Source organism: Shinella lacus (assembly GCF_010994755.1).
Lineage (GTDB): Bacteria > Pseudomonadota > Alphaproteobacteria > Rhizobiales > Rhizobiaceae > Shinella > Shinella lacus.
The window spans coordinates 18,123-36,350 of the sequence record NZ_WHSB02000014.1 but is presented as its reverse complement, the minus strand read 5'-3'; the positions used below and the strand labels follow the sequence as shown (position 1 = coordinate 36,350).

At 58.9% G+C, this 18,228-nt stretch carries 17 protein-coding genes and 1 pseudogene; 9 read left to right on the top strand and 9 right to left on the bottom strand.

What is annotated here, in order from left to right:
* Positions 1 to 120: 120 nt before the first annotated feature.
* Both GB927_RS26745 and GB927_RS34520 read right to left on the bottom strand, forming a co-directional pair.
* Positions 121 to 444, bottom strand: coding sequence for a PepSY domain-containing protein (locus tag GB927_RS26745; protein WP_256120278.1), 324 nt, complete (start codon positions 442 to 444; stop codon positions 121 to 123).
* Positions 445 to 600: 156 nt separating this feature from the next.
* The gene (locus GB927_RS34520) at positions 601 to 735 is read right to left on the bottom strand and encodes a BA14K family protein (RefSeq protein ID WP_439655534.1); all 135 of its coding nucleotides are present in this window, start codon (positions 733 to 735) and stop codon (positions 601 to 603) included.
* A gap of 1,755 nt (positions 736 to 2,490) precedes the next feature.
* Here GB927_RS34520 and GB927_RS26735 point away from each other — a divergent pair.
* Complete coding sequence (locus tag GB927_RS26735) at positions 2,491 to 3,321, top strand: homocysteine S-methyltransferase family protein (RefSeq protein ID WP_256120277.1); 831 nt, start codon at positions 2,491 to 2,493, stop codon at positions 3,319 to 3,321.
* Between the two features lie 368 nt (positions 3,322 to 3,689).
* On the opposite strand, the gene GB927_RS26730 is transcribed toward GB927_RS26735, so the two are convergent.
* Positions 3,690 to 4,664, bottom strand: a complete 975-nt coding sequence (locus tag GB927_RS26730) for an AraC family transcriptional regulator (RefSeq protein WP_256120276.1) — start codon at positions 4,662 to 4,664, stop codon at positions 3,690 to 3,692.
* Between the two features lie 254 nt (positions 4,665 to 4,918).
* Between GB927_RS26730 and GB927_RS26725 the strand changes: the two genes are divergently transcribed.
* Positions 4,919 to 6,286 carry an FAD-binding oxidoreductase gene (locus tag GB927_RS26725; RefSeq protein ID WP_256120275.1) on the top strand — a complete coding sequence of 456 codons (1,368 nt, stop codon included), beginning with the start codon at positions 4,919 to 4,921 and terminating at the stop codon, positions 6,284 to 6,286.
* Between the two features lie 218 nt (positions 6,287 to 6,504).
* Positions 6,505 to 6,768, top strand: coding sequence for a hypothetical protein (locus tag GB927_RS26720; protein WP_256120274.1), 264 nt, complete (start codon positions 6,505 to 6,507; stop codon positions 6,766 to 6,768).
* 344 nt (positions 6,769 to 7,112) lie between these two features.
* Here the strand turns inward: GB927_RS26720 and GB927_RS26715 are convergent, their stop codons facing one another.
* Complete coding sequence (locus GB927_RS26715) at positions 7,113 to 7,502, bottom strand: RidA family protein (RefSeq protein WP_369431736.1); 390 nt, start codon at positions 7,500 to 7,502, stop codon at positions 7,113 to 7,115.
* A 133-nt stretch (positions 7,503 to 7,635) separates the two neighbouring features.
* Here GB927_RS26715 and GB927_RS26710 point away from each other — a divergent pair, with 133 nt between their 5' ends.
* The 3 genes from GB927_RS26710 (at position 7,636) to GB927_RS26700 (ending at position 10,627) form a co-directional block, all read left to right on the top strand.
* Positions 7,636 to 8,244, top strand: coding sequence for a TetR/AcrR family transcriptional regulator (locus tag GB927_RS26710; RefSeq protein WP_256120272.1), 609 nt, complete (start codon positions 7,636 to 7,638; stop codon positions 8,242 to 8,244).
* 84 nt (positions 8,245 to 8,328) lie between these two features.
* Positions 8,329 to 9,747 carry an MFS transporter gene (locus GB927_RS26705; protein ID WP_256120271.1) on the top strand — a complete coding sequence of 473 codons (1,419 nt, stop codon included), beginning with the start codon at positions 8,329 to 8,331 and terminating at the stop codon, positions 9,745 to 9,747.
* Between the two features lie 124 nt (positions 9,748 to 9,871).
* On the top strand, positions 9,872 to 10,627 hold the full coding sequence (locus GB927_RS26700; RefSeq protein ID WP_256120270.1) for an SDR family oxidoreductase: 756 nt from the start codon (positions 9,872 to 9,874) through the stop codon (positions 10,625 to 10,627).
* 163 nt (positions 10,628 to 10,790) lie between these two features.
* On the opposite strand, the pseudogene GB927_RS26695 reads toward GB927_RS26700, so the two are convergent.
* A pseudogene (locus GB927_RS26695) lies at positions 10,791 to 10,991 on the bottom strand (Ku protein); the annotation flags it as partial.
* A 523-nt stretch (positions 10,992 to 11,514) separates the two neighbouring features.
* Positions 11,515 to 11,847, bottom strand: a complete 333-nt coding sequence (locus GB927_RS26690) for a hypothetical protein (RefSeq protein WP_256120269.1) — start codon at positions 11,845 to 11,847, stop codon at positions 11,515 to 11,517.
* A gap of 192 nt (positions 11,848 to 12,039) precedes the next feature.
* Between GB927_RS26690 and GB927_RS26685 the strand changes: the two genes are divergently transcribed.
* The 3 genes from GB927_RS26685 to GB927_RS26675 are packed head-to-tail and all read left to right on the top strand — an operon-like array spanning position 12,040 to position 13,272.
* On the top strand, positions 12,040 to 12,261 hold the full coding sequence (locus tag GB927_RS26685) for a hypothetical protein (protein WP_256120268.1): 222 nt from the start codon (positions 12,040 to 12,042) through the stop codon (positions 12,259 to 12,261).
* Positions 12,258 to 13,064, top strand: a complete 807-nt coding sequence (gene xth, locus GB927_RS26680) for an exodeoxyribonuclease III (protein WP_256120266.1) — start codon at positions 12,258 to 12,260, stop codon at positions 13,062 to 13,064. The genes GB927_RS26685 and xth overlap by 4 nt, the downstream gene beginning before the upstream one ends.
* A complete protein-coding gene (locus GB927_RS26675) occupies positions 13,054 to 13,272 on the top strand; it encodes a hypothetical protein (protein WP_256120264.1) in 219 nt (72 codons plus the stop codon). Before xth ends, GB927_RS26675 begins: the two co-directional genes overlap by 11 nt.
* Before the next feature lie 16 nt (positions 13,273 to 13,288).
* On the opposite strand, the gene ku (GB927_RS26670) is transcribed toward GB927_RS26675, so the two are convergent.
* From ku (GB927_RS26670) to GB927_RS26660, 3 genes are all read right to left on the bottom strand, one after another.
* Positions 13,289 to 14,098, bottom strand: coding sequence for a non-homologous end joining protein Ku (gene ku / locus GB927_RS26670; RefSeq protein WP_256120263.1), 810 nt, complete (start codon positions 14,096 to 14,098; stop codon positions 13,289 to 13,291).
* 11 nt (positions 14,099 to 14,109) lie between these two features.
* Entirely contained in the window at positions 14,110 to 15,006 is an 897-nt protein-coding gene (gene ku, locus GB927_RS26665) for a non-homologous end joining protein Ku (RefSeq protein WP_256120262.1), read from the bottom strand.
* Positions 15,007 to 15,231: 225 nt separating this feature from the next.
* Complete coding sequence (locus GB927_RS26660) at positions 15,232 to 18,189, bottom strand: hybrid sensor histidine kinase/response regulator (RefSeq protein ID WP_256120261.1); 2,958 nt, start codon at positions 18,187 to 18,189, stop codon at positions 15,232 to 15,234.
* Positions 18,190 to 18,228: the final 39 nt, after the last annotated feature.

Here is an 18,228-nt window from a genome sequence, read left to right as displayed (position 1 = left end):
GCATTCTGCATGAAGGTGCCCCAATCGACATTCGTGCTGCAAAAGACGCTCGTTCGAACGGTTTTGCCAGGTCGCATAGGCTAATCGCGAATTTGGCACGTGTTCCTCGAGAGGGGCAGCCTATTCTTGGTCCACTGGGTTTCCACCAGCGTCGATATTGATTTCAACACGGGCCTTGTCGCTTGTGCGGTACTGGATCTCATAATACCCGCGGTCGCTCCACGACATTTCGTCGAGGCGCGCAAAGTCGGGCCTTGCTTCGATAAGCGATAAAATTTCCGACGGTTTTTTCCCCGCCTGCGGAGAGGATTTTTCGGCCTGCTGCTGGGCCTGTGCTGGCCACGCACAGAGGGCGGCGATACCCATACCGAATATCAAACTTCTCATAATGATCTCCGTTTCAATAACGGAGGCGAAACGAAGATCTCGAACGTAGGTTCCCATGCTTGATCCCAGGAGTGTGGGAACCGCCCGGGTCTGGAGGCGCAGGAAATGCGCGGCAGTGCCCGTTTTTCTCAGCCCCAGTAGGGCAAGGCGCCCGGAATCAAAAGGGCCGCAGAATACCGCGGCCCTCGAACGTCCCGTTAGCTTACCTGACTGCTAGTACGGCGACACGCATTTCGCCCTCACGCTCGCATAGGGGATACATGTGTTGTCGTACGCGCGATACGTCCTGTAACGGTTGGCGCACCATTGAGCGTGCGACCCAGCGCTGTACCATTGTTGGCTGCTAATGGCCCCGCTGATGATCGCGCCGGCGCCAAAGGCAGCCAGCGGGTATCAGAAGCCAGCGCTGTTGCGGCGGTAGCCTGCGCGGCGGTCGCGATAACCGCGATGCCCATTCCAATCCCGCCTTTCCGCGCGCCAGTTGTCGCCGCGACGATTGTCATGTCTGTCCCATCGCTGTGGTCTCTTTTTCGTATACTGAACCGGCTCCACGTCCGATCCAATCTCCAACCGGTGGGGACCAATGGAGGCGGCGTAGAAAGGAGACACGGACGTCATGGCCGCTATGCAGCCTACGGCGCCTAAGGCAATTTTGGAGATAATATTCATTATGGCAACTCCTTGGTTCAATTCCGTTGATAATAAATTGTCGCAATGAACCTGAGGGGAAAGGCGCGAAAGGCGTGTCGGATACCAACGCAAAATGATCTAGGAAGCTAAGGAGTTCTCGCCCCAAACTGAACGGGCGCGGCCGTGCAGCGAAGCTCCATCGACGTTTTCCAAGACGGCGACGAGTGGGTTGTCGTGCCTAACGCGAAGGTTGATTAAGCCCGGGGTCCTAGTTTCCAAGCTATGCTGAAAAACATATAATAAGGCGCGGAAATGACTTAATTTCATAGAGCCCGAGCTTGTTAGCAGGATGTATTTTAAGGCAAGGTTCGCTTCGCTCTCGCGGATCGTCAAGACCTCGCCATCGATTGAAACGACGAGCGCGGGTATGCTATTGCTGCTTGTCCATTCCAAATCCCTATGTTTTGTGTGGACATTGCAGCAGGCGGGGACTCCCCTCGAAATCTTTTCCCCGCCTGCTGCTGGTATCCGGCCGAAGCTGGCATTTCTTCCCCCCTCACACGCTCCATCCGTACACTTCTGTGTATGATTTCGCTCTTCTGTGAGCTTCCTTTGCGACGCTCCACGGAGGACCGTGTCTCCAAATTCAAGTGAGTTTCGTGATCAAAAAAGATGTACTTCAGCCGGATCGGGCTTGAGTTCCCTTGGAATAGGGATAGCCTATGGGGACCAGCTTGGCGGGCTTGCATTATTTCGCAGGCAACTGCGGCTTGTCGCTAGGTCATCTGTCGCAAAAGTCGTTCGATCTCAGGTGACAACGGCTCTGCATCGGAGTTCTCAGGCTGAGACCGGATCCGTGCTATCGCGTCCTGCTCGTACCAAGCGACAAGAGCCGATGCTATGCTCTCAGCTGCTAAAGAGTCTCTGGCCGCACCGTTTTCTTCGCACCATGCGCGAAGGATTCTCTCGAGCATCTCCAGATCTCCGGGCGACAGGGCTGCCTTTGATGTTGCAGTGGGTTGATCGCTCATATCAAGCTCTCGTTACAAGCTAATGCGAGCAGCAGTGCTCGAGTGTAGAGACTATTAGTACCGCCTTACCCGAGGCGTACGTTCTTTCATGAACTTCCAACTTCGGTTTCATAAGTGCCCATTATGCGGCAAAACCGAAACTTATCAGCGGCTTGAGCGACGCAGCTTAAGAGTCAGCGGGTAGAATCGACTCAAGACCGCCGCTTGCAGATCTGCAGCGCGTGACTGTAGCCTGGCTTGAATTTGCGTTTGGTTGCTTGTACCGACTCCCTCTCGTCGGTGGGATGGAGTAGGCTGTTAGGCCGCGCTGCTAAAATTTGGTACAATGGTTTCTGCGAGGGAGGACATCATGGGTATGCTTGACCGCTTGCTTTCGTCGCCAGAAGCATTCATCAGCGACGGGGGGATGTAGACAGACCTAATCTTCCACGACGGCGCCGAAATGCCACTGTTCGCCTCCTTTGTGCTGCTCGATACCCCAGAGGGGCGCGAGATGCTGCGGCGCTACGCGATTTCATATTTCGATTTGGCTCAAGCCAAGAGCCGAGGCTTCGTGATGGGCACGCCGACCTGGCGCGCTAATGGCGGCTGGGGGCCGAGGCTTGGGCTCGACGACGCAGGAATCCGTGACGTCAACCGGCGCGCGATCGCCTTCGCCCGCGATCTGCGGAGCGCTCATCCCTGGCGTGACCATATCCTGATCGAGGGAGCGCTTGGACCGGCAGGCGATGGCTATGCACCCGAGCAGCTTCTGACGCCAATCGAGGCGGCACGTCTGCATAGCGCCCAGCTGGAGACATTTGCCGAGGAAGGCGTGGACATCGCGTCGGCCTTCACCATCACCCATCCAGGCGAGGCCATCGGCATGGTCAACCGTGCGCACGACCTCGGCCTACCTTTCGCTCTCTCCTTCACGGTTGAGACAGACGGGCGGCTGCCGACGGGGCAGGACCTCGGTTCCGCGCTCAGCGAGGTCGAAGCCGCGACTGGCGGCTACGTTCGCTACTACGGGATCAACTGCGCCCATCCCGAGCATTTCAGTGAACAGCTACCTTCGCGCTGGCTCAACCGGATCGGCATGGTCCGACCAAACGCCTCGCGCCGCAGCCATGCCGAACTGGATGAAGCCACCGAGCTTGATGATGGTGACCCTGAGGAGTTCGGCGCGCTTTGCGCTGGCATGGCAAAGCGTCTTCCTAAACTTCGTGTCGTCGGCGGATGCTGCGGCTCGGACATCCGGCACATCAGGGCTCTGATTGCGGCGGGCATCTAAGTGCCGATCACCCGGACTTCGAGGGCAGACGCCAACGCAAAGGCCAAACAGGGGTTGCCTGATATCCAGGTGAGCCGTGCTTATAAGTGGGCGAGGTAATCGGAGGACCTACAATTTTCGATCCCGTCCCGTCGATGGAGCCGTCTGGAGGATAAGCAGGGCCTCCTCGCTTCTGTGCGGCGGGCACAACTACCCTAGTCAGGCCATGGTAAAGCGCTGTCCCCATTTCGGGCGATCTTCATATCGACCGCTCCACACAATCATAGCCGGGCAGTTACTCACTTACATCTGATCCACAGTGAACGGGATCGCAATTTCCTCAGCCGTGAATGGAGCCGAGGCGGCCCCCACCAGTCCGTTCGTAGGGTTCACTGTGCACGATTCCACTTCCGCCAAGCGCCTGGCGAGACCCCGAGGAGCCTCTTGAACGAACGACTAAACGCGGCCTCGGACTCATAGCCTACCGCACTGCCGACTTGCGCTACGCTCATTCCCCGCTCTTCCAGGAGGCGCGACGCAACCTGCATTCGCCACTGAACGAGGTAGTGCATTGGAGGCACCTCAACGAAGTGGACGAAACGTTCTGAAAATGCGGTGCGCGACAGCCCCGCCTCGCGGGCGAGAAGGTCGATGCTCCAGTTCTCCGATGGGCGGCCGTGGATAAGCTGGAGAGCCTTGCCAACATGTCGATCGCGCAGGCCAGACAGCCATCCAAGAGAGTGCGCCGGCAATGACTCGATGTAGCAACGGATGGCCTCGACAAACATGAGTTCACTGAGTTTGGCTAAGATCGTCTGATTGCCCGCCCTCTTGTTTCCTCCCTGAGCGAGAGCGTGGACGAACAGGTCAACAATCCAGCTCTCCTGGTCCGGAGGCTTGCGGACCGCGAATATCGGCGGCAGGGCGGAAAGAAGTGGATTAAAGGGTCTGTTGTCGCACCCAAGGTAGCCGCAGATGAATCTCGTCTGCTCGTCACCGCCTCCACCATGGATAAGTTGATAGGGTAGCTGTTCATCATCCGTGGGCCTGTAATAGATGCCCATGTTTGGTTTGCCTGTCCCGCCAGGCGATGAGCTCATGATGTTCGGCGCTCCTCCGGGAAATATAACCACGTCACCAGCGTTCATTTTGATGGCTGGGGTCGGGTCTCTGTCTATAGCGGCCCAACAGGAACCTGAAATGACAGCGTGGAAGGAGATGACGTGCTCCACGCCGGGCATAACCGCAGCGGCGATGTCGGCCGTGCTCGGTGACGCGCCCACCCAGGGCGCACTCGCACGGATGTCGAAGAAGAGCGCTCCGGATAAACGAACTGTGCGCAGTACGTCTGACAAAACATCCATCGCAAACGCTCCTTCACGTTACGACGTCAAATTGGGAACAAGCGCGAACTCCCAAGCATATTAGGGCATCATGAAGTTGTTCTGCAACAATCCCGCTCGTGCGTGTTCCAGACAGGCAAATTCGCCAAAAGATTGCATGAAATTTCCTTCGGTCACCCGTTCCGATCAGACGAGCATGGAACTCGGACGATCAGTCATGGAAACCCGCCGGGCTACGCCTATGATCGAGTGTCAATCGGCATTGGGAGGGTAGGATGGATAGCACAGCGATAAGCGAATTCGCCACCGACTTGCGCGGCAGGGTCATCCAGAGAGGCGACCCGGACTATGAGGATGCCTGCGGTCTGTACAACGGGATGATCCTCAAGCGACCCCTTGTGATCGCACAATGCGTGGACGCGGGCGACGTTATCACCGCGGTCAATTTTGGCCGTGAACAAAAGCTCGACATTGCAGTCCGTGGAGGAGGTCACAACGGGCCTGGTCTGGGGAGCGTGGACGACGGTATCGTGATCGACCTGTCACCGCTGAAGGGCGTACGCTTCGACCCTCGGGACAACACAGTGCGCGCCGGGGGCGGATGTACAACAGGTGATGTCGATCATGCGACCCACGCCTTTGGGCAAGCGGTACCCTTCGGTATTATCTCGACAACGGGGATTGGCGGCCTCACTTTGAGCGGCGGACACGGTTACCTCACCCGACAGTACGGTCTCGCTATCGACAACCTCATCGAAGCCGATGTCGTTCTGGCGGACGGTCGCCTGGTGGTCGCAAGTGAAACCGTAAATGCCGACCTGCTCTGGGCGCTGCGCGGCGGTGGCGGCAACTTCGGCGTCGTCACCAGTTTCCTCTATCGCACCAACCCAGCTAAAATGCTATATGGCGGGCCGATCGCCTTTGACATAGAGCAGGCCGCCGACATCATGCGCTGGTACCGCGAGTTTCAGGCCATATCGTCTCCGGAGTTTTATATCTTCCTCGGCCTTCAGGCGATCCCGCCGACCGAGCCATTCCCTGAAGAACACTGGAACAAAAAAATTTGCCTCTTGCTCGTCGCCCACAACGGTCAGGACGGTCAAACCCAAGTGGACAAAGTACGGGCAGTGCTGCCCACACCACTCTTCGATTGGTGCGGGTATCTCCCCTATACCGCCCTGCAAACCATGTTCGATCCCTTTTACCCGAAGGGCCTGCAATGGTACTGGAAGGGCGATTTCGTAAAGACGCTGCCCGATGAGGCGATCCCCATTCACATAGAGTGTGCGAAGAAAGGCAACGTGTTCTCAGCGATGCACCTCTATCCAATCGACAAGGCAGTTCACAGTCGTAGGAAAAGCGAGACCGCGTGGTCGACCCGAGACGCGACATGGTCCATGGTCATTGTTGGGATCGATCCAGACCCTGAAAATGCGGGGGTCATCAAGTTGTGGGCGCGGGATTACTGGAACGCAGTGCATCGCTTCGACCTTCCTGGTGCTTATCCAAACTTCATGATGGATGACGAGGGAGATCAGCGAGTACGGGCATCATTCGGCGAGAACTATCAACGCTTGGTCGAGTTGAAGCTGAAGTTCGACCCGACCAACGTTTTCCGTGTGAACCACAACATCAGACCTTAAGTGTATCGCAGGCGTTCTAAGAACGTCGCGGTGGGCCCGAGGCGGATGATCCAAGCTCAACGCTGGAGCGCGGGTGACCGATTGATGCTATGTTCGCCTGGCAATCCAGCGACTGGGCAGGGACTTTCCCGCCATTTCGGACAATGCCTTCAGAAGCGCCGTGTGAAGCCGTGTTCCATCGTGGCGGGGTCGTCGAGCTGACCAGGGCGGCACACGAAGTGGTAACCCTTTCCGAGGGCGAGAAGCTCCGCCTGCTCGGCCGCGCCTATGTCACGATACGGGAAAGCTGGCGGGTTCTGGTGGAATCTGTGCGTCTTGGGCGATCCGCCGAATCCATGGACCTCAATCCCGTGCACCTCTACGACGACGAGATGAAGGCTATCCTGCTCGAAGCCGCAAAGGCCATTTGGGAGATCGACGTCGCGATCGCAGCAAAAGGCGGCATCGGCCCACCAGCGGCGTCAGCGACGAGAGATCGGTGACGTCCGCCTGCTTAGATCGCGCGGACGTTTTCCACTCTAAAATGCTGGTTACCAGTGGCTGCGGAATCATAGTGTTCAAGCGGAACCATTTTCTCAGTTTTCTCAACACTGGGGCGCTATGGGGCTGATTTTCAAGATCTGGAACCCATAAGCCGCCTGTCTACCTCCGGCCCCATTCTGTCGTTCCGAGAGCAAGTGGTTGGCTGGGTTGGAAAGTAGCCAACGAATGAGCGGGTCAGCGGTTCGTGTCCCTTCAAGAGCTTTGCGGCCCCATTCCAACTAGTATCGCTCTCGCGCCGCTCGACGAGTGATTGCCCGCTCGCCGATCGGTCTGAACCTAACCGCTATCGCTTCACCGCGACGCATTTGACCTCGGCAAGCAAGCCAGGATGTGCGAGTTCGGATACGCCAATGCGGGTCCAAGCGTAGGTCCCTTTCGGGAAAACTTCGTTCTTTGCCGTCCGGAAAATGTCCATGTGCTTCGACATCTCCACATGGTAGCTGGTCATCTCCACCACGTCGTCGAAGGTGCAGTCCGCGGCCGCAAGGACGATGCGGAGGTTTTCCCACAAAGCGCGAAACTGTTTTTGCGGGTCTTCGATGACCTGCAGGTCACTGGTGCGGCCAACTTGCCCCACGACGTAGATCGTATCGCCGACCTTAACCGCCGGGGCATACCCTGCGCGGGCGACGATTTCGCGCATTTCCTCCGGGATGATGACTTCTCGATCCATCGCCCTGCCTTTTTCCTGTTCAAGATAGGCGGCCCAGTCAGAGACGGGCGGCGCCATAACGTGACGACCTTCTCCATAATCTCAGAAAATACCGCTTGCAATAGGAACTGAATGGTTCCATATTGGCTACATGATGAAACGCACTCAAACATCCCCGTCCGTTGGACGCCCTCGCGAATTCGAACTGGATGACGCAGTTCGCAAGGCGATGGGCGTGTTCTGGGACCGAGGATATCATGATGCGTCATTGCCCGACTTGCTTGAGGGCATGGAGCTATCGAGAGGCAGTTTCTATAAGGCGTTCGTAGACAAGAGGGGCGTCTATCTCCTTGCGCTTGATGTCTACGTCGACGATGCTGTTCGCAAGACTGGGGAAATCCTGCATTCCAACCCGTCTCCAAAAGCTGCAATCAAAGAAGCATTTTCGCGGCAGGTGGAAGAGTCCTCGGGCAGGGAGGGGCTGCGTGGATGCTTTGTCGTGTTGTCGGCTGTGGAAATGCTTCCGGCAGACGAAGAGGTTTCCACTCGAATTGCGCGCCTGTTTCGGCGACTGCAGAACTTGTACGCGGCCGCGATCATCCGAGCTCAAGCCCTGGGTGAGATTGATCCTGGGTTGGACGAGCGAACGCTGGCGAGGTTCCTTGTGTGTCAGATTCAAGGAATGAGAGTTTTAGGGAAAACAGGAGCGGACCGCGACGCCACAAAGGCGATGGTCGACTTCGCGCTGAAACCGCTTGGCTGACTTCAATTGGGAACCAACTGGTTCCGAAAGTGCGCATCTGTACGAGCCGATTGATCGGCTTTGCCAACCGACATGGAGAGACTTTTGGAGCATGTCCGTAATCTTGAGCAAGCCCCTGACCCGCGCAGATGGACGGCATTGGTTATCCTGTTGACGGGCGCGTTCTTGCCGCCGCTGGATTTCTTCATCGTCAACGTGGCGCTGCCCTCGATCCGTGAGGATTTCCACGCCTCCGCATCGACCATGCAACTGATCATCTCAGGCTACGCCACCATCTATGCTGTCATGCTGATCACCGGTGGCAGGCTCGGGGACCTCTATGGTCGCCGGAATGTCTTCCTGGCGGGAATGGTCGCGTTCGCAACCGCTTCTGCCCTATGCGGCTTTGCCTGGTCTCCAGCGGTATTGGTTCTCGGCAGGATCCTTCAAGGCTTTGCTGCGGCCATTGTGGCGCCGCAGGCTTTGGCATCCATCAATGCCATTTTTCCAGAACACGAGAAATCAAAAGCTCTCAGCTTCTACGCGCTGACATTCGGCATCGCATCGATGGCGGGGCTATTTCTCGGTGGCGCTCTGATTGCGCTCGATATTTTCGGGCTGGGATGGAGGGCCATCTTCCTCATCAACCTTCCGGTGATCGCCATAGCTGCGCCGTCTGCGGTGATGGTGCTGCGCGAGACGCGATCAGATCGCGCAAGCAGACTGGACCTTGGCGGAGCAGTGCTGATTGCACTCGCGCTCTGTGCGCTAATCGCGCCGCTCATCGAGGGCCGTGAACATGGCTGGCCGGTCTGGTCGCTTCTGCTGCTTGCCGCCTCCCTGCCGCTTCTTTTCCTGTTTTGGCATCATGAACAAAAGGTAGAGGCGGCTGGAGGAGATCCGATTCTCGCACCGCGCCTTCTTCGAGCTCCGGGCTTGAAGCGTGGGTTGCTCGCGGCGCTGTTCTTTTATGCCTTTGCGGCCTTCTGGCTGACATTCTCGGTCTATCAACAGGGCGGCCTTGGTCGCACTCCTTTCGAAGCAGGACTTGCAATCCTTCCCGCAGCGGTCGGATTCGTTCTGGGGCCATTTGCGAGCGGCTACATCTTCCGCCTTTTCGGTCGATATTCCACCGCCGCAGGCATGTCCTTGGAAGCGACCGGATTGTTCGGGACGGCAGCCTTGATCTCGTTCGGGGCGCCAGAATTCCTCTTCGTCGCACTCTTTGTTATTGGTGCCGGACAAGGGATTGCGCTTCCCAATCTCGTGAGAACAGTCGTCCAGCGCGTTGATCCGGCGCAGTCTGGTTTGGCGTCCGGCCTGGTCAACTCGATGCTTCAGATTGGGGGCGCCTTAGCGACAGCCGTGATCGGCGGATTGTTCTTTTCGATCCTCGGATCATCGACCGATGTCCGATCTATCGGCCATGCCTACAGCGTCGCAGCAGTCGCGATCGGTCTTTGTCTTCTCACTGCAGGGTGGCTTTCTGCCGACCTCGCACCGAAGAAAGAGGCCGTCCGATGAGCCTGCCCCTAGGCGGCTTCGGTCATCGGCAGGCCCGTTGAGGGCAAGACTGCTCCCTATGCCTCGCCTGCTACCAGCACACAATCATCTCCCCACAGAAGCCCAACATTTCGAGGTAACCTCCATGGACATCACCCCCGACCTTGCGCTTGCCGGTAAGCGAGCGCTCGTGACTGGTGCAGCACGCGGTATCGGTGCGGCCATCGCGCTGAAGCTGGCTGAGAATGGCGCCGATGTTGCGATCACCTACGAGAAGTCGGCCGAAAAGGCCGAAGCTCTCATCGCCGAGATCCAAGTGATGGGCCGCAAAGCTGTCGCCATCCAGGCCGATGCCGCGAGCGCCGAGACCGCGGCGGCCACTGTCGACCGGACCGTCGCTGACCTCGGCGGCCTCGACATTCTGATCAACAATGCCGGCGTCCTGTTCGCCGGCGACTTTGCCACCCAGCCGCTGGAGGAGATTCAGCTACAGCTGGACGTCAATGTTCGCGGCGTCTTTTTGATCACGCAGGCGGCGCTGAAATATATCCCGAATGGTGGTCGCATCATCAGTACCGGCAGCAATGCAGGCCTGGCGGTCCCGTTCGCAGGGATTGCGGTCTATGCAGCGACGAAGTCCGCTCTGGAAAGCTTTACACGTGGTCTCGCGCGCGAGCTCGGTCCGCGGGAGATTACAGTCAATCTGGTTCGGCCTGGGCCAATCGACACCGATATGAACCCCGCCGACGGTGCTCTTGCACCCGCTATCCTGCCGAGTCTGTCGATTGCCCGCTACGGTCGCACTCGAGAGGTCGCAGAAGCCGTCGCCTTCCTCGCCGGACCGGGCGCCGGGTACATCACCGGCTCAGGCATTCTCGTGGACGGCGGCATAAGTGCTTGAGCAGGATGTGGCGCAACCCGCCGCCGGCAAGGATTTCAACACACGCGATTTCGCCGCAGGATTGGAGATAGTCATGGAATACACGCGCCTTGGAAATACCGGCCTTGAGGTTTCCCGGCTCTGCCTTGGGTGCATGACCTATGGCGAGCCCGATCGCGGAAGTCATACCATTGCCGTGCGCCCGGATCAGGACACTTCGCATCCGGCGGAAGAGCACCGTGCGAGCAATCGCCGTGGCACTGGTCTTGCTCAGGGCATCCCGGATGCTGGTGAAAGCATCCTGATCGGCTTCGTAGACCGGGACCAGATAATAGCGCTTGTCGAAATAGACGTCATCGATCTTGCCACACGGAATATAGGCTTCTCATCCGATACTGCCCCGTCTGTGACGGGTTCGAAATTACGGATAAACCGATTGCGGTCATAGGCTCCGGCTCGCGGGCTTTCAAAGGTGTTGTGTTTCTTCGTAGCTATACCAAGAACCCCACTTAGGTATCGGATTGTGGCTGAGCATGGGTTATCCGCGGAAGAGGCGGGACGGTTGGAAGAGTTGGGGTGGCCGTGAAGAAGGGACCTGTCGAATTCGTTTCTGCTGAAGGGGGCGCGATCGAAACAACCGGCAAGTGGCCAACGTTTTTCGTTCGCGGCGGTATACCCCGCCCTTGGCTCTGATGTGCGTTCTGACGTCGCGGAGCACGCCGTTGATCCGTCCGTAAAATGGGCCAACGTCGATTAATCTAGATGCCTGCCTGAGGGTGATCCGAACGCATTCCGACTTCCGCCGAGCGCCTCCACATGACTGAAAGTCGTAGCACGGGTCTTCACAGTGTCCCAACCGACAGCTAGCCGGATAGCATCTGTGCGTGGTGCAGAGTTCCGGTTATTTCTCAACTGCGTTCGCTATCCCCAAGGCCTGCATACCACTCTGCGTAGGCAGTATTTTTGGCGAGGTGACGATTGTAGTCCGGGTCGCCGTCCAGCCACCAAACCGGTCCGCGTTCACCGAGAGCAATCTTCGCCATATCGACCCGCCGTCGCGCGTCGGCACGCGCCACTGGATCGGCTCCGGCCGTTCTTACCGCCCGGCGCGCCATCATGAGTTCCAGCACGAGGGCGTCGCGCTTGTCACGGTCAAGCGCGGGGTTTGACTTCCTCCACAGACGACCTCTGACAACGAAATAGCGGCCGTCTGGAGTGTCGGGAAATGCGTTCTTCTTCATTCACTCGCCTCCTCGATAGAAGAAGGAACTTTCGAGCGAGGCGGAGGTTTCCTACCAAGATCGCGGCGTGTCAATCGGACACGACAGAGATGGTGAACACGGAGATTTTTCCGATTTCTCTCCGTGGGCAACGAAACGCCAGGCGAGCACCCAACCTGTCCGCCGCGATCTGACCCGAAACGGAAGCCGCAGATGATCGACCCTGCCACCGGTGAACCCGGTACAACCGAACGGAAGGTCGAACTCGACCAGACGGTGGACTACGCCGTCCAACTGCTCGGCTGGGAGCGCGCGGAATTCCTGGCGTCAATCATCGAGGTAGCGAACGTGAGGTTGGCGATGCTGGACGAGGAGGCGCGCCTGGCAGGTGGGACTCCCGTCGGCGACGAAGGCAGCGGCAAGCGCTTACCGTGAAGATAGCAACCTATAACGTCAACGGCGTCAACGGCCGCCTCGAGGTCCTGCTGAGGTGGCTGGAGCTTGCCAAGCCCGATGTCGTATGCCTCCAGGAACTGAAGGCTCCCGACACGCGGTTTCCGGCGCGGGAGCTCGAGGCGGCGGGCTATGGCGCTATCTGGCATGGGCAGAAGAGTTGGAACGGCGTGGCCATCCTCGCTCGCGGCAAGAAGCCGTTGCTCACCCGGAAGGGGCTCCCCGGCGACCCGGACGACACGCACAGTCGCTACATAGAGGCGGCGGTCGACGGGATGGTCATCGGCTGCCTATACCTTCCGAACGGAAATCCGTATCCTGGCCCGAAATTCGAGTACAAGCTAGCGTGGTTTCGCAGGCTTGCCTCCTATGCCGCCGAACTGCTCGAACTGGAGGTCCCCGTGATCCTTGCGGGTGACTATAACGTCATGCCGACAGAGCTGGACGTCTACAAGCCCGAACGTTGGACAAACGACGCGCTCTTTCGAGTTGAAGTTCGCTACGCCTTTCGACAACTCGTCGAGCAGGGCTGGACCGACGCCATACGAACGCTACATCCACACGAGACGATCTACACGTTCTGGGACTACTTCCGGAACGCGTATGCCAGGAACGCGGGCCTCCGGATCGACCATTTCCTGCTCAGCCCCGACGTCGCGGCGAGGCTATCGAAAGCGGGTGTCGAGAGGAAAGTTCGCGGGTGGGAGCACACGAGCGACCATGCGCCGACGTGGATCGAACTCTCGGACAAACCGAAACGAGGAAGGAAAGCAAATGGACGGTGACGACTGGCGCACGGCCTTGCGGCTCGAGATCGAAAAGGCGGTAGACGACGCGGTTATCGCCGGAGGGACGCAGTCCGACATTTTCGGGGAAATCCTAAGCGAGGTCGATCGGCTGCGCGCGGCCCTCGAACGCGATCCCGACCCGGCCGAAGACGATGCCGACGAGATCAGAGAGCCTTCGAACGACTGGCCCTCCGCCGAGCGGTGAGCGACCGGGACGAACCCTAACCGCTTCTCTTGGTCTTCATCTCGCTTGCGACTGATTTGCGAAGGGCGTCCATGATGTTGACGACGTTCGACGGGGCAGCGGCCTGGCCCTTGGCCTTCGCAGGCTTCTTTGGCGATCTGAGGGCCTTCTTCTTGTCGGCGATCAGTTTCAGGAGGCTTTCTTGAATGGGGTCACTGACCATGTCCGGCGACCACCGCTCCGTTTTCTGCTTGATGAGTTTTTGCACGAGGGGGACGAGATCAGGGTCGGCTTCGTCCTCGATATCTTCGAAGTAGTTCTCTTCCGGCCGAACCTCGTCGCCGAAGCGGAGTGTCCATAGCACGATGCCCTCGTCGCGCGGTTCGAGGATCACGGCGCGCTCTCGATGGCCGATCACCAGCTTCGAAACCCCGACGACCTTATCGGCCTTCATCGCGTCACGTATGACGGCGAACGCTTCGTTTCCGACCTGGTCGTTGGGGACGAGATAATGCGGTGTATCGAGGTAAACCCACTCGATGCTATTGGTCGGCACGAATTTCTCGATGTCGATTGTCCGAACCGTATCGAGAGCGACCGCATCGAGATCGTCGTCGGTGAGAATTACGTAGTCGTTTTCCCCTCGGGCGTAGCCCTTGGCTTCGTTTTCTTCCTTCACGGGCTTTCCGGTCACGGAATCGATATACTGGGAGACAACGCGGTTACCAGTCTCCTTGTTGATCGTATGGAAGCGAACCTTCTCCGCCTCCGAGGTTGCGGGGGACATCGCGACGGGGCATGTCACGAGCGAAAGCTTGAGATAGCCCTTCCAGTACGGTCTTGCCATTGCCAGGTCTCCTAGCTCGCTTTGCGCTGCGACGCGGCCGATACGCGCGGTTTGGCGGTGGATGCGCGCCGGGGCTTGCCGCCGTCCTTACCCGCGTTGGTGTTCGCGGCGGTACGCTTAGGCTCCGCCCCCTTCTTCGATAGTCCCGCACTCTCTCGGAGTGCCGCCAGGAGGTCGTTGGGCTTGGATACCGCGACGGGTATGCGCTTCGGCAACGCCTTGCCTTCGACCTTGGCCTTTACGAGTTCGGCGAGGGCATCCTCGTAGCGATCGTCGAAGGCCGCCGGGTCGAATTCCCCCTTCTTCGTCGAGATGATGTGTTTGGCGAGGTCGAGCATCTCTCCCTCGATTTTCAGTTTCGGCACCTCTTCGAACGCTTTCTTCGACGAGCGCACCTCATAGTCATATTGCAGTGTCGTGGCGATCAACCCGTTGCCGTGGGGACGGATGAGAACCGTGCGGAGACGGCGAAACAGCACCGTTCGCGCGATGGCGGCCACCTTCGACTTCCGCATGCCGTCGCGGAGCGCCGCGAATGCGTCCTGACCGAGCCTGTCCGGTGTGAGGTAGTAGGGTTTATCGAAGTAGACGTCGTCGACGTCGGAGCAGGGGATGAAGGCCTCGACCTCCAGCGTCTTGTTGCTTTCCGGGATCGTGGCGGCGACTTCTTCGGGGTCGACGAGGATGTACTGACCGTTCTCGATTTCGAAGCCCTTCGTCTGTGCCTCCTTCGGAACCGCCTCCTGCGTATCGCTGTCCACGAACACGCGGTTAACGCGATTGCCCGTCGCCGTGTTGATGGTGTTGAACGTGATCCGGTCGGACGTGGAAGCCGCGGTGTAGAGACCGACCGCACAAGTCACCTCGCCGAACTTGATAAACCCCTTCCACTGCGCTCGCTGTGCCATGACGCTTTACTCCCAAGACTGATTCGCGAATCAATCATTACGGAGGCGATTCGTTCCGCGCAGAAACGAATCGTTTTTCAACGTCTTATCGGTTCTTATGGATTCTCGACTTGAGTTGCTAACACCTCGTTTATCAGTCTTCTCGCCCAGCGAGAAGACGCGAAGGTTCGGCGAGATGTTGCCACTCCGCGCATTCTACGAGCGGCGGAGCTGACGGTAGTTTCCTCAGAGTGTCACGACGGCATTCCACGCCTGTTCAATAGCGAAACGCAAATCCTCGGTCCCATATGGCTTCGTGACGACGACCGCATCGGACGGGATCGCCGCCGACCTCCGGTCGTGTCCGGTGGCATAGACCACACCCACTGACGCCTGTCTCTTGCGCGCCTCGGTCGCAAGCTTCAAACCGTCCATGTCGGGCAGCCCCAGATCGGTGACAAGCACATCGATCGCGCGCGACCCGAGGAGTTCGAGCGCTTCGCTACCCGATCCCGCTTCGGCGACCGAGTGACCGAGCTCGGCGATCATCTCGGCCGTATTCAACCTGATCAGCATGTCGTCTTCAACAAGCAATATGGAAAGCGACAAGGATCGCGCCTCCTCTACGGGTGAAGCGGCCATCGGAGATGATCCGGAGGCCTGAAAGCGTTGCGCGCGATTGGCAAGGACATGCCTTAGCTTCCGGGCGAGCGCCTCGCGCGTGTACGGCTTCGACAGCAGTTCCACGCCCGCGTCGAGCCGACCACCGTGAACGATCGAGTTTTCCGTATATCCCGAGGTGTAGAGTACCGCGATATCGGGTTGCCGTTCACGCGCCTTCTTCGCCAGTTCCGGGCTTTTCAACGTGCCGGGCATGACGACGTCGGTGAACAGAAGATCGATGGCGATACCCGCTTCGACGACATTCAGGGCGGCATCGGCGTTCGGGGCTTTCAGCACCTTGTAGCCGAGGTCCGTCAGCGTCTCGACAACCGTTTCCCGAACCTCGTCGTCGTCCTCGACAACCAGAATCGTCTCCGTGCCGCCGACGATCGGACCAGAGTGCAACACGACTTCCCGATCCTCCTTCTGCGCTGCGCGCGGGAGGTACATCTTCACCGTCGTTCCATGGCCGACCTCGCTGTAGAGTTTAACGTGACCACCGGACTGGCGAACGAACCCGTGCACCATGGAGAGGCCGAGCCCCGTTCCCTTGCCCTCTTCCTTCGTCGAGAAGAACGGCTCGAACACGTGCTGGAGGATGTCTCCGGGAATACCCATTCCCGTATCCGTGACAGACAGGACAACGTATTGCCCGGCCGTGACCTCGTCGTGCGCGCGGGCGTAGTCGTCGTCGAGATAGGCATTGCCCACTTCTATCGTCAGTTTGCCCGCACCGTCCATCGCGTCGCGCGCGTTGATGGCCAGATTGAGCAGCGCGTTTTCGACATTAGTGGGGTCTACCAGGGAGTTCCACAGGCCGCCTGCGATGACGGTTTCGATTTCGATCGCCTCGCCGAGGGAGCGGCGCAACAGGTCGTCCATCCCCTGGACGAAGCGACCGATGTTGATCACTTTCGGATCGAGCGCCTGCCGCCGTCCGAAAGCCAGGAGCTGGCTTGCCAGCTTCGCACCCCTGCTGACGCCAGCAAGCGCGTTCGTTACCCGGCGCTCGGCCTTCTCGTTCCCGCTCACGTCCCGCATCAGGAGCTGGAGATTGCCGGCCACGACCTGAAGGAGGTTGTTGAAGTCGTGCGCCACACCGCCTGTGAGCTTGCCGATGGTCTCGAGCTTTTGCGACTGCTGGAGCTTCGCCTCGGCCTTTCGACGCTCTTCGATCTCCTCGGCCACGCGGCTCTCCAGGGTCTCGTTGAGCTGACGAAGCTGGTCTTCCGCTCGCTGGCGGTGGCGAACCTGCCGCTCGAGGTCTTGGGATCGCTCCAGGAGAGCCTGTTCTGCCATGCGCTGCTCGGTAACGTCGGTGTGGACGCCGACCCATTCAGCGATCTCGCCGTTTTCCGCGATAAGCGGAACGGCGCGGATCGCGAACGAGCGCCACACGCCGTCTTTCCGCCGAACGCGATGCTCGTGAATGAATGTACGCTTCTCCGCGACCGCCAATTCCCATGCGCTGACCGTCGACGCGCCGTCTTCGGGATGCACGGCATCCGCCCAGCCATATCCCTGGTACTTCTGATAAGTCTGTCCGGTGAGCGCGGCCCAGCCAGGCTGTTCCCCAACCATTCGTCCGTCGGCGCTGTTGGTCCAGAGAACCCCGTGCATGGCATCGACGGCTGCGCGAAAGCGGCTGTTGCTTTCGGCGAGATCGAATTCGAAACGCTTGCGGTCATCGATGTCGATGATAAGGACGTAAATGCCCTCGACGCCGTTTTCCGTTTTACGCGGAACGTAGCGTGTCTCCGCATGACAGTTCTTGCCGTCCGGGCGCATGATGGGGGAGTCGGTGACGACCGTCTCTCCGGCTAAAGCCCGTCTGAGGAAGGGAAGGCGTTTCTCGAAGTATTCCGGAGCGATGATGTCGCTGACACGGCTGCCGACGACCTCGGTGGGACTGCGGCCGAACCATTCCATGTAGGCGTCATTGGCGAACCGATAGACGAGGTCCCTATCGACAAAGCCCACGAGAATCGGCAACGCGTTGGTGAGCCGCACAAGCTCCGACCGACTCTCGGCCAGGGCAGTCAGCGCGTCAAACTTCTCCGTATTCTCGAGAACGGTGCAGAGCACGCCATCTACCCTCCCGTCCTCGGCGTAGATCGGCGTGTAGAAAAGGTCGAAGATGACGGTCTCTGGCTTGCCCGCCCTGTTCAGGACCATCGGCTGGTCTCTAAACGCCTGGACTTCGCCCCTGAACCCGGCTTCGAGAACCTGTCTGTTCCAGTCCCAGATTTCCGGCCAGATATCGGGGACATGCCCGCCGAGGGCTTGCGGATGATAGCCCCCTGCGATTTCCGCGTATCCGTCATTGTAGATCATGACGTGGTCTTCGCCCCACATCAGAACCTGCGGAATAGGCGAGTTGACGATCGAGTTCACCTTGATCCTGAGATGCTGCGGCCAGGTCGAGACGGGTCCGAGGGACGTCTTGGACCAATCGAAGTCGCGCACCCGGCCACCCAGTTCGCCGCCGCCGATCGGCCACTCCGCCGCGCTCTCCATTCTCAAAGCCATTTCGTCGCCCATCCCCGTATACGTCAGCGGGGATAGATAAGGCGATTTCGC